Raw genomic sequence first — 958 nt, 5'->3', positions numbered from 1 at the left:
CTGGCAGTAAAGGCAAACTATCAGGACTTTGCGGCTACAGACGTACTGGATCCATGGTGGCCTACATGCGTAGAGATCATGTACAATGATTATGGCAAGAAATTCGCAGAGATCGGAAAACTGGCTATTATAGGTACAGGATCAGCACCCGGAATGATGTGCGTGGCAACAAAGAGCTCAATGAGATATCTTGATACTTGTGATGATATCCTTATGATGGTATATGAAGGAGTAGAGGCTAAGAGATTCTTACCTTTCTGGTGGTCACCGTTCACAGCATTATCCGACATGACAGACCCTACATTTGCACTTAAGGACGGAGTACTTGTGGAAACAGAACCGCATTCACTGCCGGTAACAAGACACTTTAAGGGATGCGCAAAGGAAGTAACACTTGTAGAGCATGCCCATGACGAGACAGTATACATGGGACTGAACAAGGATACTCATTTTAAGGGAGCAAAGAACATCAACTTCAAGTACGGCGGAGTAGGAATCGAATTTTCAACACCGCTTTACAGAGCAGGCCTTTTAAACAGAGAAGAGGAGACATATAAGGGACACACATTCATCCCATTTGATGTAATCGTATCACATCTGCCGCCTGCACCAAAGTATCATGATGAGATCAAGGAAATCTTAGATGAAGGCCTTGTAAAGGACGAAGGAGCATTCGTAGTAGAAGCGACAGGAACAAAGGACGGCAAGAAGGTAATGGTAGAGACATACCTTTATGCGCCCGGATGTGAGGAAAGCTTTAAGAGAGCAGGTATTACAGGAGAACAGTATCTGACAGGACAGTGCGGATCATTATTCACAAAGATGTTTGTAAATGATGATTATGATCAGACAGGACTTCTTTCATCAGATATGCTGACATATGAAGAATGCGACAAGTATCTTGCATATGCTGCTAAACTGGACATCACTCTTGAGACTGAAGTTAAGCCTCTTTAAT

At 43.2% G+C, this 958-nt stretch carries 1 protein-coding gene; it reads left to right on the top strand.

Annotation, left to right across the window (positions count from 1 at the left end; translation table 11 throughout):
* Nucleotides 1–957 (top strand): saccharopine dehydrogenase family protein (locus tag H8692_RS10660; protein WP_187525686.1); only part of this gene is annotated, 957 nt, incomplete at its 5' end.
* Nucleotide 958 lies beyond the last annotated feature (1 nt).

It is taken from the genome of Lentihominibacter hominis, from assembly GCF_014385065.1.
GTDB lineage: Bacteria > Bacillota > Clostridia > Peptostreptococcales > Anaerovoracaceae > Lentihominibacter > Lentihominibacter hominis.
Note: the sequence above shows the minus strand (reverse complement) of the source record. Positions and strands in the feature narration are given on the sequence as shown.